The organism is Allosphingosinicella sp. (genome assembly GCF_036387615.1).
Classification (GTDB): domain Bacteria; phylum Pseudomonadota; class Alphaproteobacteria; order Sphingomonadales; family Sphingomonadaceae; genus Allosphingosinicella.
Window position 1 is genome coordinate 18,136 of sequence record NZ_DASVTH010000038.1, and the last position, 26,353, is coordinate 44,488.

Annotated in this window: 30 protein-coding genes and 1 tRNA gene; 20 read left to right on the top strand and 11 right to left on the bottom strand. The window is 66.7% G+C overall.

Annotated elements, in window-relative coordinates:
• Positions 1 to 23: 23 nt before the first annotated feature.
• The 4 genes from VF631_RS08105 to VF631_RS08120 all read left to right on the top strand — a co-directional run bounded on the left by VF631_RS08105 (position 24) and on the right by VF631_RS08120 (position 3,055).
• On the top strand, positions 24 to 1,067 hold the full coding sequence (locus VF631_RS08105; protein WP_431849782.1) for a UDP-glucose--hexose-1-phosphate uridylyltransferase: 1,044 nt from the start codon (positions 24 to 26) through the stop codon (positions 1,065 to 1,067).
• A gap of 5 nt (positions 1,068 to 1,072) precedes the next feature.
• A complete protein-coding gene (gene galK, locus VF631_RS08110) occupies positions 1,073 to 2,233 on the top strand; it encodes a galactokinase (RefSeq protein WP_431849783.1) in 1,161 nt (386 codons plus the stop codon).
• Positions 2,234 to 2,380: 147 nt separating this feature from the next.
• A complete protein-coding gene (locus VF631_RS08115) occupies positions 2,381 to 2,587 on the top strand; it encodes a YegP family protein (RefSeq protein WP_431849784.1) in 207 nt (68 codons plus the stop codon).
• Between the two features lie 210 nt (positions 2,588 to 2,797).
• Positions 2,798 to 3,055, top strand: coding sequence for a glutaredoxin domain-containing protein (locus tag VF631_RS08120; RefSeq protein ID WP_431849785.1), 258 nt, complete (start codon positions 2,798 to 2,800; stop codon positions 3,053 to 3,055).
• Between the two features lie 43 nt (positions 3,056 to 3,098).
• Here VF631_RS08120 and VF631_RS08125 read toward each other — a convergent pair whose 3' ends face one another.
• Positions 3,099 to 3,719 carry a fasciclin domain-containing protein gene (locus tag VF631_RS08125; protein ID WP_431849786.1) on the bottom strand — a complete coding sequence of 207 codons (621 nt, stop codon included), beginning with the start codon at positions 3,717 to 3,719 and terminating at the stop codon, positions 3,099 to 3,101.
• 179 nt (positions 3,720 to 3,898) lie between these two features.
• On the opposite strand from VF631_RS08125, the gene epsC reads away from it, so the two are divergent.
• Together epsC and VF631_RS08135 are read left to right on the top strand one after the other, a co-directional pair.
• A complete protein-coding gene (gene epsC / locus VF631_RS08130) occupies positions 3,899 to 4,591 on the top strand; it encodes a serine O-acetyltransferase EpsC (protein ID WP_431849787.1) in 693 nt (230 codons plus the stop codon).
• Positions 4,591 to 4,929 (top strand): DUF2794 domain-containing protein, encoded by a 339-nt coding sequence (locus tag VF631_RS08135; protein ID WP_431849788.1) that lies wholly within the window; start codon positions 4,591 to 4,593, stop codon positions 4,927 to 4,929. The genes epsC and VF631_RS08135 overlap by 1 nt, the downstream gene beginning before the upstream one ends.
• 133 nt (positions 4,930 to 5,062) lie before the next feature.
• Here the strand turns inward: VF631_RS08135 and VF631_RS08140 are convergent, their stop codons facing one another.
• Positions 5,063 to 6,142: a hypothetical protein gene (locus VF631_RS08140; RefSeq protein ID WP_431849789.1), complete on the bottom strand. Its 1,080-nt coding sequence runs from the start codon at positions 6,140 to 6,142 to the stop codon at positions 5,063 to 5,065.
• Between the two features lie 110 nt (positions 6,143 to 6,252).
• On the opposite strand from VF631_RS08140, the gene VF631_RS08145 reads away from it, so the two are divergent.
• The 6 genes from VF631_RS08145 (at position 6,253) to tgt (ending at position 10,920) form a co-directional block, all read left to right on the top strand.
• The gene (locus VF631_RS08145; RefSeq protein WP_431849790.1) at positions 6,253 to 6,498 is read left to right on the top strand and encodes an exodeoxyribonuclease VII small subunit; all 246 of its coding nucleotides are present in this window, start codon (positions 6,253 to 6,255) and stop codon (positions 6,496 to 6,498) included.
• Positions 6,488 to 7,405, top strand: a complete 918-nt coding sequence (locus tag VF631_RS08150; protein ID WP_431849791.1) for a polyprenyl synthetase family protein — start codon at positions 6,488 to 6,490, stop codon at positions 7,403 to 7,405. The genes VF631_RS08145 and VF631_RS08150 overlap by 11 nt, the downstream gene beginning before the upstream one ends.
• 14 nt (positions 7,406 to 7,419) lie before the next feature.
• Positions 7,420 to 7,923, top strand: a complete 504-nt coding sequence (gene coaD, locus VF631_RS08155) for a pantetheine-phosphate adenylyltransferase (RefSeq protein WP_431849792.1) — start codon at positions 7,420 to 7,422, stop codon at positions 7,921 to 7,923.
• Positions 7,924 to 7,995: 72 nt separating this feature from the next.
• Positions 7,996 to 8,715, top strand: a complete 720-nt coding sequence (locus tag VF631_RS08160; RefSeq protein ID WP_431849793.1) for a peptidylprolyl isomerase — start codon at positions 7,996 to 7,998, stop codon at positions 8,713 to 8,715.
• A gap of 13 nt (positions 8,716 to 8,728) precedes the next feature.
• A complete protein-coding gene (gene queA / locus VF631_RS08165) occupies positions 8,729 to 9,757 on the top strand; it encodes a tRNA preQ1(34) S-adenosylmethionine ribosyltransferase-isomerase QueA (protein WP_431849794.1) in 1,029 nt (342 codons plus the stop codon).
• Between the two features lie 17 nt (positions 9,758 to 9,774).
• The gene (tgt, locus tag VF631_RS08170; RefSeq protein ID WP_431849795.1) at positions 9,775 to 10,920 is read left to right on the top strand and encodes a tRNA guanosine(34) transglycosylase Tgt; all 1,146 of its coding nucleotides are present in this window, start codon (positions 9,775 to 9,777) and stop codon (positions 10,918 to 10,920) included.
• A 2-nt stretch (positions 10,921 to 10,922) separates the two neighbouring features.
• Here the strand turns inward: tgt and VF631_RS08175 are convergent, their stop codons facing one another.
• From VF631_RS08175 to VF631_RS08185, 3 genes are all read right to left on the bottom strand, one after another.
• On the bottom strand, positions 10,923 to 11,675 hold the full coding sequence (locus VF631_RS08175; protein ID WP_431849796.1) for a glutaminyl-peptide cyclotransferase: 753 nt from the start codon (positions 11,673 to 11,675) through the stop codon (positions 10,923 to 10,925).
• A 65-nt stretch (positions 11,676 to 11,740) separates the two neighbouring features.
• Positions 11,741 to 13,084 carry a DEAD/DEAH box helicase gene (locus VF631_RS08180; RefSeq protein WP_431849797.1) on the bottom strand — a complete coding sequence of 448 codons (1,344 nt, stop codon included), beginning with the start codon at positions 13,082 to 13,084 and terminating at the stop codon, positions 11,741 to 11,743.
• Between the two features lie 72 nt (positions 13,085 to 13,156).
• Positions 13,157 to 13,612, bottom strand: a complete 456-nt coding sequence (locus VF631_RS08185; RefSeq protein ID WP_431849798.1) for a hypothetical protein — start codon at positions 13,610 to 13,612, stop codon at positions 13,157 to 13,159.
• A gap of 95 nt (positions 13,613 to 13,707) precedes the next feature.
• On the opposite strand from VF631_RS08185, the gene VF631_RS08190 reads away from it, so the two are divergent.
• From VF631_RS08190 to VF631_RS08200, 3 genes are all read left to right on the top strand, one after another.
• Positions 13,708 to 15,177, top strand: coding sequence for an FAD-binding oxidoreductase (locus tag VF631_RS08190; protein WP_431849799.1), 1,470 nt, complete (start codon positions 13,708 to 13,710; stop codon positions 15,175 to 15,177).
• Between the two features lie 61 nt (positions 15,178 to 15,238).
• Positions 15,239 to 16,024 (top strand): SapC family protein, encoded by a 786-nt coding sequence (locus VF631_RS08195; protein WP_431849800.1) that lies wholly within the window; start codon positions 15,239 to 15,241, stop codon positions 16,022 to 16,024.
• A 113-nt stretch (positions 16,025 to 16,137) separates the two neighbouring features.
• A complete protein-coding gene (locus tag VF631_RS08200; protein WP_431849801.1) occupies positions 16,138 to 16,869 on the top strand; it encodes a class I SAM-dependent methyltransferase in 732 nt (243 codons plus the stop codon).
• A 181-nt stretch (positions 16,870 to 17,050) separates the two neighbouring features.
• Here the strand turns inward: VF631_RS08200 and VF631_RS08205 are convergent, their stop codons facing one another.
• On the bottom strand, positions 17,051 to 17,923 hold the full coding sequence (locus VF631_RS08205) for an N-formylglutamate amidohydrolase (protein ID WP_431849802.1): 873 nt from the start codon (positions 17,921 to 17,923) through the stop codon (positions 17,051 to 17,053).
• Between the two features lie 151 nt (positions 17,924 to 18,074).
• On the opposite strand from VF631_RS08205, the gene cpdR reads away from it, so the two are divergent.
• From cpdR to VF631_RS08230, 5 genes are all read left to right on the top strand, one after another.
• Positions 18,075 to 18,452: a cell cycle two-component system response regulator CpdR gene (gene cpdR / locus VF631_RS08210; RefSeq protein WP_431849803.1), complete on the top strand. Its 378-nt coding sequence runs from the start codon at positions 18,075 to 18,077 to the stop codon at positions 18,450 to 18,452.
• Between the two features lie 44 nt (positions 18,453 to 18,496).
• Positions 18,497 to 18,571: transfer RNA gene (locus tag VF631_RS08215), tRNA-Val, on the top strand.
• A 131-nt stretch (positions 18,572 to 18,702) separates the two neighbouring features.
• Positions 18,703 to 19,314, top strand: a complete 612-nt coding sequence (locus VF631_RS08220; RefSeq protein ID WP_431849804.1) for a TetR/AcrR family transcriptional regulator — start codon at positions 18,703 to 18,705, stop codon at positions 19,312 to 19,314.
• Positions 19,315 to 19,592: 278 nt separating this feature from the next.
• The gene (locus VF631_RS08225; protein ID WP_431849805.1) at positions 19,593 to 19,988 is read left to right on the top strand and encodes a hypothetical protein; all 396 of its coding nucleotides are present in this window, start codon (positions 19,593 to 19,595) and stop codon (positions 19,986 to 19,988) included.
• 361 nt (positions 19,989 to 20,349) lie between these two features.
• Positions 20,350 to 21,819: a benzaldehyde dehydrogenase gene (locus tag VF631_RS08230; RefSeq protein ID WP_431849806.1), complete on the top strand. Its 1,470-nt coding sequence runs from the start codon at positions 20,350 to 20,352 to the stop codon at positions 21,817 to 21,819.
• Here the strand turns inward: VF631_RS08230 and VF631_RS08235 are convergent.
• From VF631_RS08235 to VF631_RS08255, 5 genes are all read right to left on the bottom strand, one after another.
• A complete protein-coding gene (locus VF631_RS08235) occupies positions 21,807 to 23,417 on the bottom strand; it encodes an AMP-binding protein (RefSeq protein WP_431849807.1) in 1,611 nt (536 codons plus the stop codon). The genes VF631_RS08230 and VF631_RS08235 overlap by 13 nt on opposite strands.
• Positions 23,414 to 23,809 carry a RidA family protein gene (locus VF631_RS08240; protein WP_431849808.1) on the bottom strand — a complete coding sequence of 132 codons (396 nt, stop codon included), beginning with the start codon at positions 23,807 to 23,809 and terminating at the stop codon, positions 23,414 to 23,416. Before VF631_RS08240 ends, VF631_RS08235 begins: the two co-directional genes overlap by 4 nt.
• Complete coding sequence (locus tag VF631_RS08245) at positions 23,806 to 24,975, bottom strand: acyl-CoA dehydrogenase family protein (RefSeq protein ID WP_431849809.1); 1,170 nt, start codon at positions 24,973 to 24,975, stop codon at positions 23,806 to 23,808. The genes VF631_RS08240 and VF631_RS08245 overlap by 4 nt, the downstream gene beginning before the upstream one ends.
• A gap of 6 nt (positions 24,976 to 24,981) precedes the next feature.
• Complete coding sequence (locus VF631_RS08250) at positions 24,982 to 25,797, bottom strand: enoyl-CoA hydratase family protein (protein ID WP_431849810.1); 816 nt, start codon at positions 25,795 to 25,797, stop codon at positions 24,982 to 24,984.
• A partial coding sequence (locus VF631_RS08255) for an SDR family NAD(P)-dependent oxidoreductase (protein WP_431849811.1) occupies positions 25,794 to 26,353 on the bottom strand: 560 nt, incomplete at its 5' end. The genes VF631_RS08250 and VF631_RS08255, both read right to left, overlap by 4 nt.

A 26,353-nucleotide genomic window follows, 5' to 3' on the forward strand; every position in this document is an offset into this window, starting at 1 on the left:
GGGCAGGCGGAGGCGATCGATCGATGACCGACTCTCCCACTGTTCTGGACCTATCGGACCATCCGCACCGCAGGCTGAACCTGTTGACGGGGGAGTGGCTGCTGGTGTCTCCGCATCGGGCCAAGCGCCCGTGGCAGGGAGACGAGACGCCGCCGCTGCCCAGCGAATCGGCGGCGCACGACCCACAATGTCACCTCTGCCCCGGAAATGTCCGGGCGAACGGCATGCGCAACCCCGCCTATTCGGGCAGCTATGTCTTCGCCAACGATTTTCCGGCGCTGACCGCGATGCGCCATAGCCTGGATGCGCAGGATGACATCTTGCGGGCGATGCCGGCTGCGGGCGAGGCGCGGGTCGTCTGCTTCTCCCCGCATCATTCGCAAACCCTGCCGGAGCTCAGCCAGCACCAGGTCAGGCAAGTCGTCGACGTCTGGTGCTCCGAAGCAGCGGAACTGAGCCGTCGCTACACCTACGTCCAGGTGTTCGAGAACAAGGGCGCGATGATGGGCTGCTCCAGCCCGCATCCGCACGGCCAGATCTGGGCAAGCGACTTCGTGCCGACGCAGGTTGCCACCGAAGACGCGCGCCAGGCGGAGTGGCTTGGCGCCCGCGGGTCGAAGCTTCTGGCAGAGGTGGTCGAGCGCGAGGAGCGGGAAGAGGTCCGGATCGTGGACCGCAACGAGCATTGGCTTGCGATCGTGCCGTGGTGGGCCGCCTGGCCGTTCGAGATCCTGCTGGTCGCGCGCGACGACGTCGGCACATTGCCTGAACTGCAGGACGAAGCGCGAGAGGCGCTCGCGCAGATATTGCCGCGGATCACGGCCCGCTACGACCGCCTGTTCGCGACCAGCTTCCCCTATTCGATGGGCTGGCACCAGGCGCCTGCCACTTCCAGCCGTCCGGAAGCCTGGCGGCTGCACGCGCACTTCTATCCGCCCCTCCTCAGGTCCGCGAGCGTCCGCAAATTTATGGTCGGCTATGAGATGCTGGCGGAGCCGCAGCGCGACCTGACGCCTGAGCAAGCGGCGGAGCGGCTGCGGGCGATCGAGCCCTTTCCACAGGAGTGAATTGATTGCCGATCCTACAGACCAGACTTGCCGAAGGCTTTGCTCAGCGCTTTGGCGGCGCGCCAGACCTGGTGGTGCGCGCGCCCGGGCGTGTGAACCTGATCGGTGAGCACACAGACTATAATGACGGCTTTGCCATGCCGGTTGCGATCGGCCCCGAAACCCGCGTGGCGGTGCGCCGCCGCGGCGAGGGCGAAATCCGCGTCACGGCTCTCAATTTCGGGGAGGAGGATGCCTTCGTGCCGTCCGCCGATCTTCAAAAGGCGGCGCAGGGCGGCTGGCGCGACTACATACGCGGAACCGTGGCGATCCTGGCCAGGGAAGGCGTCGATATCGGCGGGCTGGACATAGCGGTGATGGGGGACGTCCCGATGGGAACCGGCCTATCCTCCTCCGCCTCGCTGGAGGTCGCCGTGGCGACCGCCGTCCTGGCTCTGGCCGGGAGGCAGGAGAACCCCAAGCAGGTCGCGCTCTGGGCGCAGGCCGCCGAGAACGACTTCGTCGGGATGCGCTGCGGCAATCTCGACCAGCTCGCCTCCGCCGCAACGGTTGAGGGCGCCGCGCTGCTCATCGACTGCCGGTCCCTGGATCTGCGCCCGATTAGAATGCCGTCCGATGCTGCCGTGATGATTGTCCAATCCGGCGTCGTCCGGGGCCTTGTCGAAGGCCACTATAATGAGCGCCGACGCCAGTGCGAGGCGGCTGCCGCGATCCTCGGGGTGCCTGCGCTGCGCGATGCCGATCTCGCGATGCTTGAGGCGGTCGCGGCTGATGTCGATCCACTGGTGGTCCGACGCGCGCGCCACGTGATCACGGAGAACGACCGCACGCTCGCGGCGGCCGAGGCGCTCGCGCTTGGTGACCTCCAGGCAGTTGGAGTTCTCATGCGGGAAAGCCACGCCTCTCAACGCGACGACTTCGAGATCACGGTGCCGCTGACCGATCGGCTGGCTGAACTCATGTCTGAGGCGATTGGCGAGCATGGCGGCGCGCGACAGACGGGCGGCGGCTTCGGGGGCGCCGTCGTCGGCTTGATGAGGAACGATCGCGTGGAGGCTGTGCGCGAGCGGGTGCTCTCCGACTACCGCACGCCCTCGGGAGAGCTCCCGGACGTCCGGGTCGAGCGCGCATGCTCCGGCGCCTCCGTCGAGATTGTGGGTTCATGATCGCTCTCCAGCGAAGCGGTGTCGCGTGCATCCTCGATCCGGAGCTGGGCGGCGGCGCCGCCGATGGCCTCGTGATAAGCTGCTGAGCTGCTCTGGTGATTCGTGTAAGAAGCGTGGGTGGAGCAGCAGAAACAGGGAAGACGGGGCGTGTATTTCGAGATCTATCAGCAGGGCAGCGCGATGGGCAGTGACACGCAAAGCGACCTCACCGGCGGTGCTTGGCGGTGGAGGCTGAAGGGCGCGAACGACGAAACCATCACGGGCGGTGAGAGCTACGCGGATCACGCTGATTGTCTGCGCGCGGTTTACCTGGTCCGCCGCACCTCCAGCCATACTCCTATCCGCGACGTCTAACCGAAGCTCACCACTGCCAGCTTCCGGCTGCGATTGAGATCCTGAACGGACATCGGCTGATCGGCCGAGCGTCCGCCTTCCCGCTGCACAAGCTTAGAAGAAGACGGTCCGCTGCCGGCCAGCATGAGGCCGGGAACGCTCGGCGGCGGGGTGCGCTTAGGCTCTGGAGGCGGCGCAGATGGCGGCGCCCGCAAAGGGAAGGATAACGACATGGCGCAGGAGCGGAGCGCGACGCTGTATCGGATGGTGCTGCCCGATCATGAATGCCCGTTCGGGGTTCGTGCCAAGCAGATGCTTGAGCGGCAAGGCTTTGAAATCGAGGAGCATGTCCTCGGCAGCCGCGATGAGGTGGATGCCTTCAAGAGCGAGCAGGGCGTGATGACCACGCCGCAGGTGTTCATCGCCGGCGAGCGGATCGGCGGCAGCGACGATCTGGAGCGCTATCTGGCGCAGGCGACCGCCGACTGAAGACCGGCCCTGCGCACGGAGACTTCCGGCCGGCTCGCCTCGCTCAGCCCGGTAGCAGGACCGTGTCGACGACGTGAATAACGCCATTCGACTGCATGACGTCGGTCTGCGTGACCCGCGCCTGGCCGCCCTTGCCGTCGGTCACGATCACGGCATTGCCCTGCATGGTCGCGCGCACGGTGCCGCCCGCGGCCGTCGGGTAGGTCGCCGCGCCGCCGCCTGCCCTGATGTCGGCCATGATCTGCGCGGCGGTCTTGCTGCCGGGGACGACATGGTAGGTGAGGACGTTGGTCAGTGTGCCCTTGTTGGCGGGCTGGAGCAGCGTTTCGACCGTGCCGGGGGGGAGCTTGCCGAAGGCCGCGTTGGTCGGCGCGAACACCGTGAAGGGGCCGGCCCCTGACAGGGTCTCGACCAGGCCGGCGGCGCGCACCGCCGCGACGAGGGTGGTGTGGTCCTTCGAATTCGCGGCATTCTGGACGATGGTCCGGTTGGGAAACATGGTCGCGCCGCCGACGGTCGGGTAGGCGGCCGTCGCGCTGGTGGAGGCGGACGCGCCCGCGTTGCCGCCCGTGGCCGCGGTGCTGACCTTAGTGCTGGTCGAGGGCACGCAGCCGGCGGTGGCGAGGAGGCAGCAGGCGAGCGCGGTGTTGAGGAGCTTGGACATCGAGGCAGTCTCCGTCTCTTGAATCAGGAACAGGCGGGCGCTTGCACGAGCTTTGCGCCCCTGCCGAGGCCGTAGAGAGCCGCGCCGCCCGAGGGAAGCACGATCCGGCGCTCTGTACGGTGGCTGGCAATCTGCCGCGGCGCGGCTTATCTGATGGGCGTCGCAGCGGATGTGGGTGAATGTCGCAAGGGCTGGTTGCTTACCTAGACAGCGTCAAGGCGCGCGATCCGGCGCCGAGATCGCGCTGGGAGGTCATGCTCTATCCGGGCGTCTGGGCACTGGGCCTGCACCGGATCGCGCACTGGCTGTTCGTGGGCGAGCTGTTCTTCCTGGCGCGGCTGGTCAACCACATCGCCCGCTTCCTGACTGCGATCGACATCCACCCCGGCGCGCGGATCGGGCGAAACTTCTTCATCGATCACGGCTTCGTCGTGATCGGCGAGAGCGCCATAATCGGAGACGGTGTCACCATCTACCAGCACGTGACGCTGGGAGGCACAAACCCGACCAACGGCGTGCCCGGCAAGCGCCATCCGACGATCATGGACGGGGTCGTCATCGGATCGGGAGCGCAAGTGCTTGGCCCGATCACCGTCGGGCCCAATGCTCGGATCGGCGCCAATGCGGTGGTGACCAGGGACGTGCCGGGAGGAGCGACCATGACCGGCATTCCCGCGCGCTCCACTCTGGTCGATGCCGGCCAGTATGTCCCGGGCTTCATGCCCTACGGTACGCCATGCAGTGAGATTTACGATCCGGCGACACAGAAGCTGGAGATACTGCGCTGCGAGGTCGAGCAACTGAGGAAGCGCCTGGCCGAGTTGATCGACGAACGCGACCAGGCTCAGGAACGGGAGCGGGATCGCGCCTGATGGGGACGGTGCACCCTTTTCCGGGTTCGAAGCCGACCCAGATCGGCTTCGAGCGAGCAGAACTGAGCCGTATCGTCGATCTTTACGGCCGCATGGTCGCGGCCGGCCTGTGGAAGGATTATGCGATCCAGTTCGGCAAAGACGCGGCGTCCTTCTGGGCGTTCCGACGCGCCGCTGAGCAACCCGAGGTGCGGATCGAGAAGCGCCCGGCGCTGCGCGGGCGGCAAGGCATGTGGGCGCTGATCGGCGAGAACGGCGCGGTGCTGAAGCGCGGCCACGAGCTCGGCCCGGTGCTCGCCCCGATTGAGCGCCGGCTGCTCAAGGTGGTCAACGAATAGATTCCTCCCCCCGGACGGGGAGGGGGACCGCCGCCGCAGGCGGTCGTGGCGGGAGCTTCTCGGCCGCAACACCGGGTGACCAACCCCCTCCGCCACGCTGCGCGTGCCACCTCCCCGTCCCGGGGAGGATCGATCAAGCCGTCGCGACGCGCTCCACCACCGGGAGCTTGGAGCGGAGCCCCTCCGGCAGCGGTTGCACGACGCCGCGGCGGGCGCTGTGCCAGAAGGCCGAAAGGAGGAGCAGCGCGGAGCCGATCACCAGGGCGGTGAGGGCGACGCTGAGCTCGACGGATCCATAGGTGCGGAACAGGCTGTTCAGCGCATAAAGCACATAAGCGAGCGCCGAGACGAGCAGAGCGCGGCGATCGATCGCGAGCGCGGTCAGCCCGAGAAGCACGTAGACGAGCAGCACGACCGTCGCCTCCAGCACCGTCGCACTCCCTTCCGTCAGCCCAAGCAGGCTGAAAACCGGGTGCACGATCAGCGGCGCGGCCAGCAGGTGCAGCCAGAAGGCGACGTCCGAGCGGCGCGTCTCGCGGCGGGGATCGGACGCGTCCCACCACATTGCGAACAGGAACACCCCGACCCCGAGCATGAGGCCGAAGCCGAGCATGATGTCGCTGAGGCCCTGCGTCCTGCCGAGCAGCATCTGCAGCATGCCAAAGCCCAGGCCGACCAGCGCGGCGGCGCCCGCCGCGACGGTAATCGGCACCATGAAGCGCCGCCAGTGCAGCCAGGCCGCTGCCGCGCCGATCGCCCCCGACGCCGCCACCACGCTGCCGGTGAGGACATTGTTGTCGCGCAGCGCCGCTTCGCCGATCATGAGGGTGAGGGAGAAGCCGGCCGCAGCGATGACTCCGCCCACGAAAGCGAGCAGGAGGATGATGCTGGGCAGCGCCATGCGGCGGCGGCGGGTGAAGAATTCGGCAAGACCCCAGGCCGTGAGCGCGACCGCGGCCCCGGACCAGGGCGAGGGTCCGTCGAACCCGAGGTTGGGCGGGATCGCGTTGCCGATCCAGGCGACCGCCACCAGCAGGATCACCGCCGCGATTCCGACGAAGATGTCGTTGAAGCCGGTCAGCAATCGGAAATGCTCTTCGTCCACGGCAGGCGTCGACCGGCTCCCCGCAACATGCGTACGCAGCGCCGCCGCCTGTTGTGCGGAGATCACGCCCGCCGCAACCGCGCTCTCCAGATCGCTTTCGCTGTACATCCCGTGGCTCCTGCCGTTTCTCGCCATGTAACACAGCTGTATTGCAGGCGCAATACACCAGCGATCAGGCCCGCTTGACCCTCATCGCGCGCGAAGCCAAAGCGTCCAGCATGGCGGAACCGGGTGAAATCCATCAACTCTCCTTCGAAGCGGCGCTGAAGCGGCTGGAGGAGATCGTGCGCCGGCTGGAGAGCGGCGACACCACTCTCGACGAGTCGATCGAGCTGTATGGCGAGGGCGATCGCCTGAAGCAGCAGTGCGAGGCGAGGCTCCAGGCCGCCCAGGCCCGGATCGAGCGCATCCAGTTCGGCCGCGATGGCCAGCCCGCGGGAACGGCCCCCTTCGATGGCGGCTGATCCGTCGTTGGCTGCCGCGCCGGTCAGCCTGGAATCAGCGCTGGTCCGGATAGGCGAGGATATCGACCGGCTTTTCGGCCTCGCGCTGTCCATCCCCGCCGACCCTCGCGCGCGGCTGTTCGAGGCGATGCGCCATGCCGCGATCGGCGGCGGCAAGCGACTGCGGCCGCTGCTCGTCACTGCTGCTTGCGGGCTCTTCCACGTCGATCGGGCGCGCGCGCTCCGCGTCGGGCTCGCGGTTGAATGCATCCACGTCTACTCGCTGATCCACGACGATCTGCCGTGCATGGACGATGACGATCTGCGCCGCGGCAAGCCGACCGTGCACAAGGCGTTCGACGAGGCCACGGCGGTGCTGGCGGGCGACTCGCTCCACGCGCTCGCCTTTGAGCTGCTGGCCGACGAAGCGACCCATGAAGATCCGTTCGTCCGGGTGGAGCTGGTTACGGAACTCGGCCGCGCATCGGGCCCGGCGGGAATGGCGGGTGGGCAGATGATGGATCTTGTCGCCGAACGGACGATGCTCGACCTCGGCGCGGTCACGCGGTTGCAGCAGCTCAAGACCGGCGCACTGATCGGCTTCTGCCTGGAAGCCGGCGGGATCATGGGGCGGGTGCCGGCGGAAGGGCGCGGCCCCTTGCGGGGCTACGCGCGCGATGTCGGGCTTGCGTTCCAGATCGCCGACGATCTGCTCGATGCGGAGGGCGAGGAGGCCAAGACGGGCAAGCGCGTCGGCAAGGACGGCGCGCGCGGCAAAGAGACGTTCGTGTCGCTGCTCGGCGCGGAGCGTGCGCGCCGGCAGGCCAAGCTGCTGGCCGATCAGGCGGTGCAGTATCTGGGGAGCTATGGGCCGGAAGCGGACCTGCTGCGGGCGATTGCACGCTTCGCGGTGGAGCGCGACCATTGAGCGCCGAGGGCAAAATGACGCGTACCGGAGTTTATCCCGGCACGTTCGATCCGGTCACGCTGGGGCACATGGATATCATCCGCCGCGGCGCCAAGCTCGTCGACCGGCTGGTGATCGGGGTGACGACGAACCCCTCCAAGTCGCCGATGTTCAGCGTCGAGGAGCGAATGGGTATGGTGCGCCGCGAGATCGCCGGGTTGGGCGCCGAGATCGAGGTGGTGAGCTTCGATTCGCTGCTGATGGACTTCGCCGAGCGGCAGGGCGCCTCCATGATCGTGCGCGGCCTGCGCGCGGTGGCCGATTTCGAATATGAGTATCAGATGGCGGGAATGAACCAGCAGCTCAACGACCGGATTGAGACCGTATTCCTGATGGCCGACGTATCGCTCCAGCCGATCGCCTCGCGACTGGTGAAGGAGATCGCCCTTTATGGCGGCGACATCGCCAAATTCGTCACACCGGCGGTGGCTCAGGATGTTGAGGCTCGGGTCGAACGGATTGGTCGCAAGGGATCATAAGCCATTCAGGATTTGGGCTTTACGGGGCGTTGCTCTAAAGGTTTACAGGTCATTTCCGGGGTAGGGACAAACATGCGTCTGAAAATCGTCGTCGCCCTCGTCGCGGGGCTGCTCTCGTTTGGCGCCCCTGCAGCAGCGCAAAACGCCGTGCCATCGGCGCCGCTGGCGGTTCCTGCCCTCACCCCGGACAATATCCTTCACCTCGACCTATCAACCGGCGGCCGCGTGTCGATCCAGCTTCGTCCGGATGTCGCGCCCAGGCATGTCGAGCGGGTCAAGACGCTGGCCCGGCAGGGCTTCTACAACGGCCTCCTGTTCCATCGCGTGATCGAGGGCTTCATGGCCCAGACCGGAGACCCGACCGGGACGGGAACCGGGGGTTCGCCGCTGCCCGACATGGCGGCAGAATTCAACGGCTTGCCGCATGTGCGCGGCGTTGTCTCGGCGGCTCGGGCCGACGATCCGAACAGCGCCAACAGCCAGTTCTTCATCGTCTTTGCGCCACGCTTGTCGCTCGACGGCAAGTATAGCGTGTTCGGGCGCGTGGTGAGCGGCATGCAATATGTCGACGCGATTGAGCGCGGGGAGCCGCCCGCCAACCCGTCGCGGATCGTGAAGGCCTCTATCGGCAGCGACAACCGGCCGCCGCCGACGCCGCAGGAAGTTGCCGCCGCAATGGCGCGCCAGCCGGCTCCGGTCGAGCAGGCCCAGGCTCCGGTCCCGCCGACAACGCCGGCTCCTGCTGCGCCGCCTCCGGCCGCGCAGCCGCAGACGCCCGCCACCCAGCCGTAATTGGCCGCGCTTCGTGCGCGTCGAGCTTTTCGACTTCGAACTTCCGCCAGAGCGGATTGCGCTTCGGCCGGTGGTCCCCCGCGACAGTGCGCGCCTGCTGCTGGTCGACGGTGAACGAATGGCCGACCACCATGTCCGCGACCTGCCGAGCCTGCTCCGGCCAGGCGACATGCTGGTGTTCAACGACACGCGGGTGATCCCGGCGCAGCTGGAGGGCCGTCGCGGCGACGCTCGCATCGGAGCGACCCTTCACAAGCGGGAGGGGCCGCGCGAGTGGCGGGCCTTCGTGCGCAACGCCAGGCGGGTGCGGGATGGGGACCGGATCGACTTCGGTCACGGCGCCGCCGCGATCGCGAGCGATCGCTCCGAGGATGGAAGCCTGCTGCTTTGCTTCGAGGGCGACGAGCCGGTCGAGTTGCTGCTTGAGCGGGCAGGGCGCATGCCGCTCCCGCCCTACATCGCCGGCAAGCGAGCGGCGGACGAGCGCGATGCGTCCGATTACCAGACCATGTTTGCGCGGGAGAAAGGAGCTGTTGCCGCGCCCACCGCGGCGTTGCACTTCACGCCGGGATTGCTCGCTGCTCTGCAGGGCGACGGGATTGCGTCCGAAACCCTGACCCTGCACGTCGGTGCCGGCACGTTCCTGCCGGTCAAGGCGGAGGACACGGACGAGCACCGCATGCACGCCGAATGGGGCCGGATCAACGCGCCGGCGGCGGCGCGCATCAACGCCGCACGGGCGAGCGGCGGCCGCGTGATCGCGGTCGGCACGACCGTGCTCCGCCTGCTGGAAAGCGCGGCCGATGAGGCGGGCGACGTCCAGGCGTTTGAAGGCGACACCTCGATCTTCATCACCCCCGGCTACCGTTTTCGTACCGTCTCCGGTCTCCTCACCAACTTCCACCTGCCGCGCTCCACCCTGTTCATGCTCGTTTCCGCACTGATGGGCCGCGAGCGCATGCAGGCGGCCTATTCCCACGCGATCGCGAGCGGATATCGCTTCTACTCGTATGGGGACGCCAGCTTGCTTCTCCCGGCCTAGTGATTAGGGCGCGCCAAGTGTCTCCCCGCTTCCAATTCTCGATCGCGGCCACCGACGGCGCAGCGCGCACCGGGCACATCAGCATGCGGCGCGGCGAGATCCGCACGCCGGCCTTTATGCCGGTCGGCACCGCCGCGACGGTGAAGGCGATGAAGCCGGCCGACGTGCGTGCATCCGGCGCCGACATCATCCTCGGCAACACTTATCACCTGATGCTGAGGCCGGGGGCGGAGCGGGTCGCACGGCTGGGCGGCCTGCACCGCTTCATGGGCTGGAAGCGCCCGATCCTGACCGACAGCGGCGGCTATCAGGTGATGAGCCTGTCTGATCTGACCAAGGTCACGGAGGAAGGAGTGGCGTTCAAGAGCCACCTCGATGGCTCGCGCCACCTGCTCAGCCCGGAGCGCTCGATCGAGATTCAGCGGCTGCTCGGCTCCGACATCGTCATGGCGTTCGATCAGCTGGTGCCGACCAGCGCGAGCGGGGATGAGCAGGGCGGGGCGATGGAGCGATCGATGCGCTGGGCGCGACGATCCCGAGAGGAGTTCGATCGAGGCGAGGAGCATGCCGCGCGGGCGGCTCTATTCGGAATTCAGCAGGGCGCGCTCGATCAGGATCTGCGCAGGGCGTCGGCCGATGCGCTGATGGAGATCGGCTTCGACGGTTATGCGGTGGGCGGGCTCGCGGTCGGGGAAGGACAGGAGGCGATGTTCGGCTGCCTCGACTTCGCCCCCGGCCAGCTGCCGGTGGACCGGCCGCGCTACCTTATGGGGGTGGGCAAACCGGACGATATCGTCGGCGCTGTCCAGCGCGGCATCGACATGTTCGATTGCGTGCTGCCGACCCGCTCGGGCCGCACCGGCCAGGCGTTCACCTGGGGCGGGCCGCTCAACATCCGCAACGCGCGCTTCGGCGAGGACCAGGGGCCGCTCGATCCGGACTGCGGCTGCCCGATCTGCGCGACCTGGACCCGCGCCTACCTCCACCACCTGGTCCGCTCGGACGAAATTCTCGGCGCCATGCTGATGACGGAGCATAATCTGTTCTTTTACCAGGCATTGATGGCGGGGCTGAGGAGCGCCATCGCTGAGCAACGGCTTGCCGCCTTTGCTCGGGAGTTCAACGCCCGCTACGCGGCTCGCGAGAGCGCACGCGCGGCCTGAGATCAGGCGGGCTTCAGCTTGATTTCGTAGAGTTTCGGCCAGCGCTTGCCGGTGACGAAAAGCCGCTTCGACTTCGGCTCGTAAGCGATTCCGTTCGCGACCTGGTCGGGATCGGCGCTGGTGTTGAGACGGGTGAGCGCGGAAAGGTCGATCCAGCCTTTCACCCGTCCGCTCGCCGGGTCGATCCGGGCGATGCGGCTGGTCTGCCAGATGTTGGCCCAGATTTCTCCGTTCACCCATTCCAGTTCGTTGAGCTGACTGATCGGGGCCCCCGCCGCGGTGACCGTGATCCGGCGCTGCTCCCTGAACGTGGCGGGATCGAGGAAGCGAAGCGCGGCGGTGCCGTCGCTGAGGATCAGGCTACGCCCGTCCTGAGTGAGGCCCCAGCCTTCGCCCTGGTAGCGGAAGGCGCCGGTCCGGCGCAGGCTCGCGCGGTCCCAGCGATGCGCGATCCCGTGCTGCCAAGTGAGGCTGATGATTTCCTTGCCCCACACCGTGCTCCCTTCGCCGAACTGATCGGCGGGAATGCTGACCGATTGCAGCACCTTGCCGTCGCTGAGCCGCACCTTGCGCACGTCCGATCGGCCGGGAAGGCCAGTGCTTTCGTAGAGGTGGCCGTCGGCGAAGAACAGGCCTTGGGTAAAGGCCTGTGGGTCATGCGGGTAGCTGGCCTTGATCTCGACGCCCTGCACCGGGACGGAGGCGGGTGTCTGGACCAGCGCGGCACCAATGAGCAGCGCGAAGAGAAGGGTCACCGGCACGGCAGCCTTTTTCCAGTCTCTGCTTTTGAGCCGCGGCAACTCTGCACAAGCGGCCGGGTTCAGCTGCCCAGGCCGAAGCTGAGGAAGCTCGGGACGGGACCATTCCAGCCTTCATCGCCCGCTTCCACCTGCTGCGGGCGCGGTTGAGGCTCGGGCCTGGATTCAGGCACGGGATCAGCCCGGCGAGCCCGTTCGGGGCGTGGCTCGCGCGCCTTCGGCTCTTCTTTGGTGGCGCGCGGCTTGGCTTCGCGAGGCTTTGCTTCGGGCTCCGGCTTTTCCGTCGGCTTGGGGCTCCCCTCCATCGGCGGGATCGGCGCGCCAAGCAGCTTTTCGATGGCGGCGAGTTGATCGGCATCGCCGCCCGTGGCGAGCGTGATCGCGACGCCGGTCGCGCCGGCGCGTCCGGTGCGGCCAATACGGTGGATGTAATCGTCGGGCTGCCAGGGAACGTCGAAGTTGAAGACGTGGCTGACACCCTTGATGTCGAGGCCGCGCGCGGCGACGTCGGAAGCGACAAGGATGTTGATCTCGCCGGCCTTGAAGCGATCCAGTTCCTTGATCCTGTCGGCCTGCTCCATGTCGCCATGGATCGGGCCGGCGGCAAAGCCTGAGCGCCTGAGGCTGGTTGCGAGCTCCTTCACCGTCGTCTTGCGGTTGGAAAAGACGATTGCGGTCTTGACCGTGTCACCGCGCAGCAGTTCGACCAGCGCATCCTTCTTCTTGCGCGCGTCGACGCGAACCAGCCGCTGGTCGATCAACAGGTTCGAGGAGGCCGGGCGCGATGCCTCGACCTGCTTGGGGTTGTTGAGAAACTTCTCGGACAGCTTCTTGATCGGCCCCGGCATGGTCGCGGAGAAGAGCAGGGTCTGACGATTGGACGGGAGCTTCGTGCAGATTTGTTCAATGTCGGGGATGAAGCCCATGTCGAGCATCCGGTCGGCCTCGTCGATGACGAGCAGCCCACAGCCGGTGAGCAGGATATTGCCCCGGCCGAACAGGTCCATCAGTCGGCCCGGAGTCGCGATCAGCACGTCGACACCGCGCTCCAGCGCCTTGACCTGATCGCCCATGCTGACGCCGCCGATCAGCAAGGCCATCGAGAGCTTGTGATACTTGCCGTATTTCTCGAAATTCTCGGCTACCTGCGCGGCCAACTCGCGCGTCGGCTCCAATATGAGCGAACGCGGCATGCGGGCGCGGCTTCTGCCCTCGCCCAATATGTCGATCATCGGGAGCACGAAGGCGGCGGTCTTGCCGGTTCCGGTCTGGGCGATCCCAACCAGGTCCTGCCCCATCAGCACCGACGGAATGGCCTGGCGCTGGATCGGGGTTGGCTCGTTGTAACCGGATTCCTCGACGGCGCGGAGTAGTTCGTCTGAAAGGCCGAGATTAGCGAAAGTCATGTCAGGTCCGCAAAACGCCTTTGCCGAACAGCGGCGCAAGGCCTGTGACTTGCGCCGCGGGCGGGCGCGAAGTCAATCCCGCAACGACGCGTGCAGCGCCCGAAACCGGTCGATCCCGCATTCGCCCCCGACCCGGGAGCGAATCGCGTCGCGGTCGGCGCAGATCAGGCCGTCCGGGTTCGGACTCAGGTAAAAGCCGTAATAATAATCGAGCGCGGGGCAGTTCCGTCCGAACCGGGCGCGAAGCCGGGTGCGGTCCCGAAGAACAAGGTCGACGCTCTTCTGGCTCAGCGCGGTTGCGGCGATGATGGAGCGCGCCGGCACGCATTTGGGGCCGCGTTTCTCCTTCCACTCGAACCGGCTCTCCTTGGCGACAGCTGCAGGGTCGGGCCGCGTCCGGATCGGGATCCGCATCATGATCTCGCGCCGGATCGTCAACTGCGCGAACTGCATAGGCGAAGCAGCGCTCGCCTCACCGGATGCATTGCCCAGCGCCGCCACCATCAGCGCCGCAGCGCTCCAATCCATCAACGATCGATCCTCATCTTCCCCGCGAATTCACCGGGCTGCTTGAACAAGCGATTAATTGGCCCGAGCAAGAGCCCCTGCTAGGATCGACTGCCATGACCTCCTCGCGCCTGCAAATGCTGGAAAGGCTCGCTTCGGGACTCGGACCGAAGGGCTTCACCCGCGACCCCGCCACCATGGCCCCCTGGCTGGAAGATTGGCGAAAACGCTATCGCGGCAGCGCGGCCGCCCTGCTCTCGCCCGCGACCACGGAAGAAGTGGTCCAGATCGTGCGGCTCTGTGCCGCGGAGCGGGTCGCGCTGGTCCCTCAGGGTGGCAACACCTCCATGGTGGCGGGGGCGACGCCGAGCCGAGACGGCGATGCGCTGCTGCTCTCGCTCAGACGCATGAACCAGGTCCGCTCCATATCGGCGGCGAGCAACAGCGCCGTTTGCGAAGCCGGCGTCATCCTGTCCGCGCTGCACGAGGCGGCCGGCGCCGTGGGGCGTCGCTTTCCCTTGTCGCTGGGCGCCAAGGGATCGGCCACAATCGGGGGGCTGATCTCCACCAACGCCGGCGGCACGCAGGTGCTGCGCTTCGGCACGATGCGGGGCCTTGTCCAGGGGATCGAGGCGGTGCTGCCCGACGGCACGCTCTATTCGGGGCTGTCCGCGCTCAAGAAGGACAACCGGGGCTATGATCTCAAGCAGCTGCTGATCGGAGCGGAGGGAACGCTCGGCGTCGTCACCGCGGCGAGCTTGCGGCTCGTGCCCGCAATCGGGTCGCGCAGCGTCGCGTGGATCGGGCTCGACACGCCGGGGCAGGCGCTGGAGCTGCTGCTGATGCTGGAGGCCAGCATGGGCGAGGCGGTGGAGAGTTTCGAACTTGTGCCGGGTGCCGCGCTCGATCTGGTGCTCGCGCACGTGCCGAACACACGGGCGCCGCTCGCTGGCGCCCACCCTTGGCACGTGCTGCTCGAGGCGACTGCGCCGATGGTCGCGCCCTCGCCCGAAAAGGCGCTCACCGCAGCCCTCCACGCAGCTTCGCAAGCCGGGCTGGTGCGCGACGCCGTGATCGCGTCCAGCGAGGGGCAGGCGGACGCTTTGTGGCGCCTTCGCGACAGCATATCGGAAGCCGAGCAGAAGGACGGACCGGCAGCCAAGCACGATGTGTCGGTGGAGGTCGGGGGGATGCCCGGCTTCATGGTGGAGGCGGCGGCGGCGGTGGAGGCTCGCTTCACCGGCACCCGCGTGATCGCCTTCGGCCATCTTGGTGACGGCAATGTCCACTTCAACGTCCGCGCGCCCGAGGGGGCCGGGCCCGACTGGATGAAGCATGACGCCCCGATCATCACCTCGTTCGTGCACGATCTGGTGGTCGCCGCCGGCGGGTCGATCTCGGCAGAGCATGGGATCGGTCAGATGCGCCTTGCCGAGCTTGGCCGGCTCGGCGAGCCGGCGCGCCTCAAGGTGTTGCGTGCGATCAAGGATGCGCTCGATCCGAACGGGATCATGAACCCGGGCAAGCTCGTCCCGCCGCCCGGCCCAACTCAGCGGAGCCTTGCCTCCGCGCCGCTTCGCCCATAGACGGGCGCGCGACAAACGGGCCGGCTCGCGGCCGCCCCCACCCAAACGGAGATAGCCAACCATGGCGAGCCAAGCGCCTCAACTGCCGCTTTTCTACAACAATCTCGAGCCGCTCTCGAGCTCGGCTCACCCCAATTACCGGACCCGCTCCGCGGATGCCGCGCCGTTCCTTGCGCAAGCGCATGCAATTCCGATCACGGTGGACGAGTTCGTCGCCGCCCAGCGTTTCTACCCAATCGTCTTCTCGGTCGGCGACAATCCGGTGCCGCTGGCGCTGATGGGGCTCAACGAGGGCGTCAACGTGTTCGTGGACGACCAGGGCAAGCTGCTCGGCGAGACCTACATTCCCGCCTATATCCGCCGCTATCCGTTCATGCTCGCGCGGCTGCGCCCCGAGGCCGAGGAATTGTCGCTCTGCTTCGATCCGACCAGCGGGCTCGTCGGCGATTTCGAGGAAGGCCAGCCGCTGTTCGACAACGGCCAGACCAGCGAGACGACCAACAACATATTGAAGTTCTGCGAGGAGTTCGAGCTTTCCGCGCAGCGCACCAACCAGTTCATGAAGGAGCTGACCGACCTCGACTTGCTGATCGACGGCGAAGTTTCGATCCAGCCGGGCGACGCGGCCCAGCCCTTCATCTATCGCGGCTTCAGAATGGTCGGCGAAGAGAAGATGCGCGACATGCGCGGGGACACGCTTCGCAAGATCAACCAGAACGGGATCCTGCATCTGGTCATGGCGCATCTCTTCTCGATGCCGCATGTCCGCGAGATATTCGCCAAGCAGGTTCAGCAGGGCAAGGGACCGCAACTCGGCGCGGCGGCGCCTGCTCTCGCCGACGCGTAGGGCTGCTAGTCGAGCGGCTTTCTTCCTCCTCCTCAAGGTTCGCCAGGAGCGACGTTCCTTCGCGCAAGCTTTGGTTCGGGTGACGAGCCGGTCAGGGCGCGATATGCCGCGCCATGACCAGTTACTACGATCTGATCGGAGTGAACTATTCCGAGCTCAGGAAGCCCGATCCCCGCATCGGCGCCTTGATCGGAAACGCGCTCGGTGATGCAAGAACCGTTCTGAACGTCGGTGCCGGAGCAGGCTCGTATGAGCCTGTGGACCGGCAGGTTACGGCGTTGGAACCCTCGCTGGAGATGATCCGGCAGCGTCCGCCTTCCGCTGCAAAAATCGTTCAGGGGCGGGCGGAAGCTCTGCCGTTCGAAAGTGGCAGCTTCGATGCGTCGATGGCGATCCTCACCGTTCATCATTGGTCCGGCCAGGCGAAAGGTCTGCAGGAGATGCGCCGGGTGACGCGAGGCCCGATCGTCATCTTGACCTACGATCCCTCGTTCCGCGGCTTGTGGCTTGCAGACTATTTCCCGGAACTGGTCACGCTCGATGAAGCGCAGATGCCGAGAATCGACGATTACGGGCGGTGGCTGGGAGTGGTGGATGTCACGCCAGTGCCTATTCCGCACGATTGCACGGACGGCTTTCTCTGCGCCTATTGGCGGCGGCCGGCGGCTTATCTCGACCCCCGGATAAGGGCAGCGATTTCCTCGTTCTGGAAGATTGGGGATATCTCGAACGCGTTGAACTTGCTGGAGCAGGACCTGAGAAGCGGCGCCTGGGCCGAACGCCATTCAGCACTCCTCAAGCTGGATGCTTACGACTGCGGCTACCGGCTGGTGGTCTCCAGTTGATCGGCTCGCCGTGCGGAAGGCCCCGCCCGCCTCAAGCACTTGAAACTACTAGGGTCCCACTTAAGTTATCACTGCGCGCTGCGGTTTCCCCCCTTATCGTAGCGCGTTACGCCCTTCGGGGCGTTCCTCCCTGAACCTTGGCCACCTCGCGGTTTTGCGAGGTGGCTTTTTTTTGCCTGCGCTACTCCGCGGCGAGCGCGTGGGGCGGATTCAGCGCCCGGGCCGCGAGCGCGGAAGCGATGGCGGCGATCAGGCCGGCGATCGTATCGAACCCGGGGCCGGGCGCGCGCAAGCTCTCGTCCAGGTAGAGCGAGCGGTCCACTTCCAGCTGCAGTGCATGGACGCCTTCGACGGGGCGGCCATGGCGCTGGGTCACATAGCCGCCTGCATAGGGCTCGTTGCGCGCGACCTTGAACCCGAACCGGCGCGCCGCGGCGGTTGCCGCATCCACATATTCAGGGGCGATGCTGGTCCCGTAGCGATCGCCCAGAACTACGCCGGCCTGTTCGGCCGCGGTACCGCCTGCGCGCGGCGGCATGGAATGACAGTCGAGCAGGATCGCGATGCCAAAGCGGGCGCGGGTCTCGTCGAGCAGATTTCCCAGCGCGCGGTGATAGGGGCGGTGCACCTCCGAGATGCGGCGGGAAAGCTCGGCCGCCGAGATGCGCCGGTTCCAGATCGCGCCGGCGCCGCTGATTCGCGACGGTACCAGGCCAAGTCCTCCGCGCGTCCGCTGCGACTGGAGCAGCGCGCGCGAGGATGGGGGCGGGGCCACCATCGCCGGGTCGATCTCGCGCTCGTCGCGATTGAGGTCGATCTCCGCGCGAGGACGCAGGGCAATCAGCGCGCTGGCGCCGTTCGCCAGCGCCCGCCAGACCAGCCGGTCGACGAGCCGGTCCTCCAGTAATTCGAGCGTTTCCAGTGGCACGCGCGATGCGCCGAGCAGGTCGGGCGCGTAGGCGCGCCCGGCATGGGGAACCGACAGCACCACCGGCGAAATCGGCGTTTCCGGTCCCACGCGCAGGAACGGCGGTTCGGCTGGGGAGTCGGGCATCGGCGGCGTAACGTTACGCCCACGCAAAATGTCCCGCAATCGGCCTGGCGGCGGCAACTTTCCCGGATGGCTTGCTGGAATATCTTAAGCGGTTCCGGCATAAGGGGGCTTCCGCGGCGCGCGAGTCCGCCACCGGGCGCTGAGAGGTGCGATGATCAGAATTCTTCTTGCTGAAGACGACGAATCGATGCGCCTTTATCTGTCCCGAGCGCTCGAACGGGTCGGATACCTTGTAGTCGCGGTTGATCGCGGCACGGCGGCGATCCCCTTGCTGGAGCGGGACAGCTTCGATCTCCTGCTGACCGACATCGTCATGCCCGAAATGGACGGGATCGAGCTTGCCCAGAAAGCGGCGGCGATCGCGCCCGACATGCGCGTCATGTTCATCACGGGTTTCGCCGCGGTCGCGCTCAAGGCCGGCCGGGCGGCGCCGCAGGCCAAGGTGCTGTCCAAACCCTTTCACCTGCGCGATCTGGTCGCCGAAGTGGACCGCCTGTTCCAGACCGAGGACATGCACGGCCGCCTTTGAGCGGTCTTGCGGACCCGGCGAGCCCCGGCTAAGGCGCGCACCGTGGGCGTGTAGCTCAGTGGTAGAGCACTGTGTTGACATCGCAGGGGTCGCAAGTTCAATCCTTGCCACGCCCACCATTTTTAGACCCCGCTAAGCTCTGTCTGACCGATTCCCTTTGACCTGCCCCGTCGCTCGGCCGAGCAGGGGATCGGTTGGAGTCTTGGTCCAGGTGGACGGCGCCGCACGCTGCGCTTATATACCGAGCGTTATGGAAACCGTCGCCACCCCGGCCGCGAAGGGCCGCCCGCGCGAGTTCGATGTGGACCAAGCGTTGGCGGCCGCGCTGCGCGTCTTCTGGCAGCGTGGCTTCGAGAGCGCGTCAATGGCCGAGCTCACCGAGGCGATGGGGATCACGAAGCCCAGCCTTTACGCGGCCTTCGGCAACAAGGAGGCGCTCTTCCGCAAGGCGCTCGATCTCTACGAACGGGAAAAGCTCGGCTACATGCGGACCGCGCTTGAAGCGCCGACGGCGCGCGGCGTTGCGGAGCGCCTGCTGTTCGGGGCGCTCGAGATGCAGAGCAGTTCGTGCGATCCGAAGGGCTGTCTCGGGGTCATCAGCAGCGTCGCGTGCGGAGCGGAAGCCGAAGGTCTCCGGTCCGACATCATCGCGCGAAGAGCATCTTCGCAGCGAGCGCTGGTGCAACGCTTCGAGCGGGCGCGGCAGGACGGTGAGCTTCCCGAGGGCCTCGAGGCCGAGGGGCTCGCAAGATATCTGCTGGCGCTCCTCCAGGGCCTGTCGCTTCAGGCGGGCGCCGGAGCGTCATGCGATCAGCTGCGGTTGCTGGTGGAAACGAGCCTGCAGGTCTGGCCCACTCGCTGATTTTTTTAGATACCAGACGGTATATATCTCTTGACGTGCTGAGCTGCTGCTTCTATACCAATCGGTATGGAAGATCGACTGGCATGCCGCCGGGCAACAGCACGGGGAAGACAATGATCAGCCGACGGCGCGTGACCCCAAGGTTCAGCCCCTAAAAGTAGTGCTGGCGGGCAGACCTGCCAGGCAAAGACACCCGTCCATCAACTTACGCCTCGGGAAAGTCGTGCTTTCCCGACCGGCGGTTCTTGCCCTCGACAGCGCTCAGCAGGAGACACGACATGGCTTATCTCGATCTGGCGAATGCTTATCCGGCAACCCTCGGGCAGTCCGGCTTTGCGATCCCCCAGCAGCAAGCCTCTGCTCAGGCGGACGGCTTGTCCGCCCTGGAATGGTCGGTCGTCGCGCTGGCCCGCCGCGACCGGATCAGCAGCCTCGGCCAGCCAAGCCGGATCGCAACCGCTATGGGACGGCTTTTCGGAACCCACAGCAATCCCCAACTGGCCGACCCGCGGCTCGAGGCGCTTCGCAGACTGGCTGTGCTGGCCTGGCACCGTGGATACGTCCTGCCAAAATCCGAGATGAAGCGCTTCCTGACGGCCGGCTTCACGACGGAACAGTTCGAAATCCTGCTCCGGAGCATCAGCGGCGCCCGCACCGCCACACAGCGGCGATGAAGTGGTGAGCCGGCTGTCTCAAAAACTCGGGTCGGCGCCCGTCATCGGGCGTGCGGCGACCGGCATGTCTCTGGTCTCGGCTCTGTTGCTGGCCGGCTGCAGCGCGGCCGAGATGCCCGATGCCTCGCCAAATGAGATCGAGGCGGCGGTCCGTGCGGCGGAGCTCGATCTTGCGCGGGTTGAGGAGGGCAGGCGACAAGCAGCCTTGCCGGACAAGGGCTCCCGTTCCTCGTTTCCACGTCCCCGTTGAGGTCGGCCGACGAGCTGGATTGCGCTTCCGGCTTCGGTCCGGCAGGCGCTTCGGCTAGCTTGATCGCTGCGGGCTTCGCAGAGACAGGACGATGCGTCGGAGTGACGGGAAATGATTCCAACGCTGCTCGGTCTCGAGCCCGAAAAATGGAGCGGGAAGCTGTTCAGCAATGGCTGGACGAGCGGGCAGAGCGGGACCTTGCCGGTCAAGGAGCCTGCAACCGGCATCAGCCTCGGCGAGGTGGCAAGCGCGTCGGCCACTGACGTGCGGGATGGGGCGGCCCAAGCCAAGTCGGCGCAGGCGAAGTGGGCTGAGTATCCGCTCGCCGAGCGCGCGCCCATTTTTCGCCGGGCCGCCCGATTTCTCGAGGCGAACGCCGATCAGGTGAAGGAGTGGATTGTCCGCGAGACCGGTTCGGTGCCGGCCAAGGCGGCCGTCGAACTCAAGCTCACGATCGCGGAAATCTACGAGGCGGCGGCCATGGTGACGCAGCCCCGCGGGTTGGTGCTGCCCAGCGAGCACAAAGTCACCAGCCTTGCACGGCGATTGCCGCACGGGGTGGTCGGCGTGATCTCGCCATTCAACTTCCCGATGATCCTATCGATGCGCGCCGTCGCTCCCGCGCTCGCGGTAGGCAATGCCGTGGTGTTGAAGCCCGACCCGCGCACGCCGGTCGTCGGCGGCATGATCATTGCCCGTGCCTTCGAGGAAGCGGGGCTGCCGGATGGATTGCTGCACGTCCTTCCCGGAGGCGCCGAGGCGGGGGAGGCGCTGGTCACCGATCCCGATGTGGCGATGATCTCCTTCACCGGATCGACCGCAGTGGGCCGGCGGATCGGCGCGCTTGCCGGGGAGCGGCTCAAGAAGGTGAGCCTCGAGCTTGGGGGCAAGAACTCACTCATCATCCTGGACGATGCCGACCTCGATCTGGCGGTCTCGAACACCGCCTGGGGCGCGTTCCTGCATCAGGGTCAGATCTGCATGGCGACCGGCCGCGTGCTCGTCCCCGCAAGCCTTGCCGCCCGTTTCATCGAGAAGCTGACCGAAACGGCCAACCGCTTGCCGGTCGGCGATCCGTTCCGTGAGCAGGTCGCGCTGGGGCCGTTGATCGATCAAGGGCAGGTCGACCGGGCGCTGGGCATCGTCAACGACAGCGTGGGAGCGGGTGCCAGGCTACGCGCGGGCGGGACGGCCGACGGCGCGTTCTTCCGCCCCACGGTGCTTGACGAGGTCGGGCCTGGAATGCCGGCTTTCGAACGGGAGATTTTCGCGCCGGTCGCGCCGATCACCGTCTATCGCACTGACGAGGAGGCGATCGAGCTTGCCAACATGACCTACTATGGTCTGTCGGCCGGGATCATCTCGGGCTTAAGCGCGCGCGCTCTGGAATTCGCGGCGCAACTCAAGGTCGGCTTGTGCCATGTCAACGACCAGACCGTCGCGGATGAGGCTCATGCCCCGTTCGGCGGGACCGGCGCGTCTGGCAACGGATCTTCCCACGGCGGGCCCGCCAATTGGGACGCGTTCACCCGCTGGCAGTGGCTGACGGTCAAGCACGCGGCGCCGTCCTATCCCTTCTGAGCGCGCTCGCGCAGCGCGAACCGCTGCAACTTGCCGGTCGCTGTCCTCGGCAACTCGCTGACGAACTCGATCTCGCGCGGATATTTGTAGGGCGCGATTGCGGCCTTCACATGCGCTTTCAGCTGCTCGGCCAGGGTCTCGCCAGGCGCATGGTCAGGGGAGGCGACGATGAAGGCTTTCACGCGTTGCCCGCGCTCCTCGCAAGGCGCGCCGATCACCGCGCATTCCTGGACGGCAGGATGGGAAAGCAGGGCGTTCTCCACCTCCGGAGCCGCGATATTGTAGCCGGACGACACGATCATGTCGTCGCAGCGTGCAACATACCAGAAATAGCCGTCCTCATCCTGGCGGTAAGTGTCCCCGGTGACGTTCCAGCTGCCCTGGACATAGCTCGCTTGACGTGCGTCATCGAGATAACGGCAGCCGGTCGGACCCTTGACCGCAAGCCGTCCGGTGCCGTGGGGCAGCGGAACTCCGTCGTCCCCCAGCACGCAGGCGCGATAGCCCGGCACGGCTTTGCCGGTCGCGCCTGGCCGGACGTTGCCCTCCGACGCGGAGATGAAGATGTGCATCATCTCGGTGGCGCCAATCCCGTCGACGATCTTGAGGCCGGTGCGCTCGTGCCAGGCGGTCCAAGCCGCGGCTGGCAGATGCTCGCCGGCGGAGACACAGGTGGTGAGGCTGCTGATGTTGCGCCCGTTCAACTGGCCCAGCATCGCCTTGTAGGCAGTCGGCGCGGTGCCGAGGACGTTCACTCCGTATCGCTCGATCCCTTCCAGCAGACTGGCGGGTGTGGCTTGCTCCAGCGTGACGGCCGTGCCGCGAAAGCGGAACGGGAAGATGAGCAGCATGCCGAGCCCGAAGGTAAAGGCGATCGGCGCCGAGCATGCCCAGCGGCGGCCATGCTCGGGCTTCAGGATGTGGCGCGCGAATGCGTCGGCCGGGGCGAGGATGTCGCGGTGGAACTGGACGCAGCCCTTGGGCCGCCCGGTTGTGCCTGACGTGAAGGCGATCAGCGCCGGATCGTCGCTGCGCGTTTCGACCGGCTGGAAGCTGGGCGCGAGCGCGCTGATCCGCGTTTCGAGATCGCCGCGGCCATGATCCCCGTCATAGCGGAGCAGCGAGCGAACGGTGCCGGCCAATGCAGCCCCGTCGCGGAAGTCCCCGATGTATCGGCTGTCGACGATGGCGTGGCTGATCTGCGCCCGCTCCAGCACCGTGGCGATCTCGGCTGGGCGAAGCATCGGCATGGTCGCGACGACGATCCCGCCGGCCTTCAGCACGCCGAGCCAGACAGCGAACAAGGTTGCTCCGTTCGGGCCGCGCAGCAGAACGCGATTGCCCGGCCGCAAGCCCTCCTCCTCGACCAGCAGTCGAGCGATCCGGTCGGACATGTCCTTGAGCTGGGCGTAGCTCCACTGCCCGTGCGCGTTGATGACGGCGGGGAGGTCGCCGTCACCTTCCGCCACGGCGCGATCGATCAGCTCGACCGCGGCGTTGAGGCGCTCAGGGTAGCGCAGCTCGGGAAGGTCGAACGAAAACTCCGGCTGCGCCTCTGGAGCCGGCAGGCGATCACGGACGAAGCTGTCATAGGTCACGGTTCCGGCACCACGGCGGTGGTCTCGATCTCGATGCGCGCGGCGGGCTCGACCAGGCGGCTAACCTCCACCACCGCCATCGCCGGATAGTTGCGGCCAAGCAGTTCCCGATAGGCCGCCCCGATCTGCGCGAGGCTCGCCACATATTCGTCCCGGTCAGTGACATACCAGGTCATGCGCACGACATGCTCCGGCCCTGCGCCGTCCTGGGCCAGCACGGCAAGCGTGTTGACGAGAACCTGGCGGAACTGGCCGGCCATGTCCTCCGCGGTGAACCTCTCGTCATTATCCCAGCCCACAATGCCGGCAGTGAAGATCAGGCGACCCCGGGCGGATATGCCGTTCGAATAGCCTTTCGGGCGCGGCCAGCCGGGCGGAAGCAGCGCCCTCATCCGCGATAGCCGGCAAGGTGCGCGCGGGCGATCACCAGTTTCTGCACCTCGGACGCACCTTCGTAGATCCGCAGCGCGCGTATTTCTCGATAGAGGCTTTCGACGGGCACTCCGTGCGTGACCCCGAGGCCACCGAAAATCTGCACGGCCTTGTCGATCACGGTCTGCGCGCTGTCGGTGGCGTGTAGCTTGGCGAGCGCGGCCTCGCGGCTGTTGCGCTGGTCCTTGACGTCCCGCAGCCAGGCGGCGCGGTAGACGAGCAGGGCGGACGTTTCGACATCCAGCACCATCTCGGCAAGCTTGCTTTGCGTCACCGGATTGTCGGCGAGCGTGCCCGATCCAAGCCGCCGGGACACGGCGCGGCGGGTGGCCTCGTCCAGCGCGCGGCGTGCAAAGCCGAGCGCCGCGGCGCCGACGGTGGTGCGAAACACGTCCAAGGTCGCCAGCGCCTGGGCAAAGCCGCGGCCGGCCTCGCCGATCAGGGTGGAGGCGGGAAGGGCCATGTCGGTGAAGTGCAGGGTGGCGAGCGGATGGGGCGCGATCACCCGGATGCGCGCCGCGACATGGAGGCCGGGCGTGTCGGCATCGACCAGGAAGGCGGAAATGCCCTTCGCGCCAGGCGCCTCCCCGGTGCGGGCGAACAGGACATAGAAGTCGGCAATGCCGCCGTTCGAAACGTAAGTCTTGGCGCCGTTCACACGCCAGCCGCCGCTGTCGGCCTCCGCGTGCGTCTCCATGCTGGCGACATCGGAGCCGGAGCTGGGGTCGGTAAGGGCGAAAGCCGCGATCTTCTCGCCGCGCGCTACGGCGGGAAGATAGCGATTCTTCTGCGCTTCCGACCCGAACAGGCTGATCGTGCCTGAGCCGAGCCCCTGCATGGCGAAGGCGAAGTCGGCGAGGCCGCTATGTCGGGCAAGCGTCTCGCGGATCAGCGCGAGCGAGCGTACGTCCAGCTTCTCGTGGGCCCCGCCATAAGCCGCGGGCACGCAGTGGCGCAGCCACCCGCCGGCTCCGAGCGACCGGACCAGCGTGCGGCATTCGAGATCGACATCCTGCTCGTCATGCCCTTCCGGCAGCTCGGACCGGCACCAAGCCTCCAGCTCCAGAGCGAGCTGTCGATGGCTCTCATCGAAGAACGGCCAGTCGAGAAAGGTGAGATCGCTCACCGCTGCTCAATCACCTTGGAACTCCGGCGTTCGCCTGGCGGCGAAAGCTTCGAACGCGCGGCGGAAGTCTTCCGTGGCCATGCAGATCGACTGCGCTTGCGCCTCCATCTCAATCGCGACGTCCAGACTCACCGCCCATTCCATGTTGAGCTGCGTCTTCGTGATTCCATGCGCGAAGTTGGGGCCGCTGGCGAGGGCACGGGCCAGCTCCTGCGCCTCATCCATAAGCGTCTCGGCCGGAACGAGCCGGTTGTGAAATCCCCAGCGCTCGCCTTCTTGTGCGCTCATCACGCGGCCGGTGAAGAGGAGTTCGGACGCACGGCCTTGGCCAATAATCCGCGGCAGGATCGCGCAAGCGCCCATGTCGCAGCCGGCAAGCCCAACGCGGGTGAATAGAAAGGCGGTCTTTGTGGCGGGCGTTGCAAGGCGGATGTCCGACGCCATAGCGACGATCGCACCTGCGCCGACGCAGACGCCATCCAGGGCGGCGACGATCGGCTGCGGGCAGGCGCGCATCGCCTTGACGAGATCGCCGGTCATGCGCGTGAAGGCGAGCAGGCCGGGCATCCTCATCTCGGTAAGCGGACCGATGATCTCGTGCACGTCTCCGCCCGAACTGAAATTTCCGCCAGCGCCGGCGATCACGACCGCCTTGACCTCCGGCGCGTAGACCAGCGCGCGGAAAGCGTCGCGCAACTCGGCATAGGAGTCGAAGGTGAGCGGGTTCTTGCGCTCCGGCCTGTTCAGCGTGATCGTCGCCACGCCGGCCTTGAAGGCCCAGAGGAAATGCTCCGGCTGGAAGCTTGTCGGGTCGAGGCTCATGCGGACGTACCCCCGTCAATCGTCACAGCGGCCCCGTTCACATCCTGGCTTTGCGGTAGGCACAAGCTCAGGATCATCGTGGCGACCGCATCGGGATGCACGAGCCGGCCGTTCGCGTTCATGTGCGCGATCGCATCGCGGGCGCTCTCCCACGCTCGTCCGGTTCTCTCGGCCACGCGCGCGACCGACTGGTCGGTCATCGGCGTATCCACGAAACCCGGGCAGACCGCGTTCACGGTCAGGCTGGTTCTGGCGAACTCGGCCGCAAGCGAGCGCATCAATCCTAGGAGGCCATGTTTGGCGGCGGAATAATGTGCGGCATAGGGCACTCCGCGCAACGAGGCGACCGAAGCCACGAACACCAGCCTGCCGTGAGAGCTTGCGAGCAGATCCGGAAGCGCCGCCTGAGCACAGTCGAAAGCCGCGGTGAGATTGACCGCGAGAAGCCTGTCCCAGTCATCGCGTGCGATTCGGCCGAATGGCGCGCTGTCCCCCGCGCCGGCGTTGACGATCAGGATGTCGATCGGGCCGTGGACCCCCCGAGCCTCGTCGAACG